This is a genomic window from Desulfovibrio sp. (assembly GCF_019424165.1).
Taxonomy (GTDB): Bacteria; Desulfobacterota; Desulfovibrionia; order Desulfovibrionales; family Desulfovibrionaceae; genus Desulfovibrio.
Genome location: NZ_JAHZAA010000070.1, coordinates 1 through 1,932 on the forward strand (window position 1 = coordinate 1; position 1,932 = coordinate 1,932).

Below are 1,932 nucleotides of genomic sequence, written 5' to 3' on the forward strand. Positions count from 1 at the left end.
TTCGGCTTTGCCCTTGCCATTACCGGCACGGCAGGCATGTCTGCAAGCATGTTTCTCACTGTCAACAGCTTCATGGCAGCCTGCTTTCTGCTTGCCCTGCTGCTCGTTGTCATCAGCGCCTTCATGCGAACCCCGCCGTACACGTTTGTTGCGGCTACGATCGCCGTTGCGGCTGTGGCTTTCGGCGTATCCTCTCTGATATTTGAAGAACTGGGGCGATGGCAGGTGGAATCCTGGGAGAAAATATTTTTTTATCTCCCCCTGATATGGTGGACCGCCGTCAGCCTGGCCCTTGCCCACTTTTGCCTGCACGAAAAAACATGGCGCGGCAGAAGCGTATCGCACAATGCCGATGCCTGGTTTTTCGGCACATATGCGGGCATGCTGATCTGCCAGCTTGCTTCCCTCAGTATATTGCAACAGTTTATGCTGCCTTTCTCGGCTTTGCGCGGCACATATGGCATGGGCGTGGGCGCGGCTTTGGGCATAAGCTATCTTGCCGTTTCTTTAAGCCGGGGGCAGCACGGCCTTGCGCGTGCAGGCACGCTGCTGGGCGCGGCCGCCTCTTTTGTGCTGGCATGGCATTTACCGGGAGCAACACTGGCCCTCCTTGGACTTGCTCTGGCACGACAGATGGCCAATGTGGTCATGCAAGGCTTTGTGTTGGCATTTCTGCTGGCCTACATGATCTTTTACTACTATGTGCTTACTGTGACTTTTGATGCAAAAGCCCTGTATCTGACGGCGACCGGCATTTTTTTACTGCTGCTTGCCCTGAGCTTACGCATCTGGTATGCAAAAATGACGGTAAAGGGGGCAGCCGATGCGTAAGGTATATGTTATCGCGATATTGGTGCTGTTTTTTTCAGGCTATGTATTCTCTGTGCAGAAGATGGAGCGCATCGTTACGGATGGCAAAACCATACTGCTGCCCCTTGCCCCTGTAGATCCGCGCGCGCTGCTTATGGGCGACTACATGGACCTCAACTATGTGGTCAATGGAAATATCTACAGCGCCCTGCGAAAAGAAAAAGCCACCCGCGATGCCGCTGCTCACCTGTCTGGCCTGGCTGTGCTGCGGGTAACCAATGTTCCCGTTCCGCTGGCTGCGGACTTTGTACGCCTGTATGACGGCAAGGACTTGCGAGAGGACGAGTTTTTGCTGGCCTACAAACTGCGCGGACACAGGGTCATCAGCGTGGCTTCGGCGTTTTATTTTGAAGAAGGCAGCGCAAAGCTTTATGAGCAGGCCCGCTTCGGACTCTTCAAAGTCGCAGATGATGGAAAAACCCTTCTTATCAATCTTTGTGATAGTCAGGGCCACCCCATCCAGTACGAAAAAACCACAGAACAAAAAAATCAGCCTTAGAACCTTGCAACATTCCACGTGGTCATGATGCCTGGTCACGAGCGTAATCATTTTACATGGTTACAAAATACCAGCTTCTGCTTTGCACCCCACGGCCAAATTGCACTTGCGCCTTCCCGCCGGGCCGCCAGCGAGGCTGTAAAGCATAACGGCCCGGCCCCAGCAGCCTGCCGGAACAATCCGTAGCAGCGCCGGTGATGCGCCGATACCGCGCAAACCCTGCGCAGACTCTGCATAAAAACGGCGTCCTCTCCTGCATGGCAGAAGAGGACGCCGTTTTTATGCTTGTAAAATCAGCATACGCAGCACAGTTGCGTCGCCAAATGGTTCCGGGTGTTTCAGGCCAGGCCCATTGGCTCCAAGGGGTTTCCTTGGCAGATTCATCCGTAAGCGCGCATGCCGGTTCAGCCCTCAATTATTACGGAACAGAACAGGCATTTCCAGGCCAGTGTTCTAGCCCTTGGAGCCACGCTTGGACGCCTTGAGCGGGTTCACCTTTTTGGCAGAAGTTGTTTCGCTCTGAATCAGATGCTGATTGCTTTTCCAAAGTTCTTCAGCGTTCA

General features: G+C 53.9%; 2 protein-coding genes. Both read left to right on the forward strand.

What is annotated here, in order from left to right:
- Nucleotides 1-831, forward strand: an 831-nt coding sequence (locus QZ377_RS12580) for a DUF4401 domain-containing protein (protein WP_291441585.1), incomplete at its 5' end; no start/stop codon positions are given.
- Nucleotides 824-1,369 carry a GDYXXLXY domain-containing protein gene (locus tag QZ377_RS12585; protein ID WP_291441586.1) on the forward strand — a complete coding sequence of 182 codons (546 nt, stop codon included), beginning with the start codon at nt 824-826 and terminating at the stop codon, nt 1,367-1,369. The genes QZ377_RS12580 and QZ377_RS12585, both read left to right, overlap by 8 nt.
- Nucleotides 1,370-1,932: the final 563 nt, after the last annotated feature.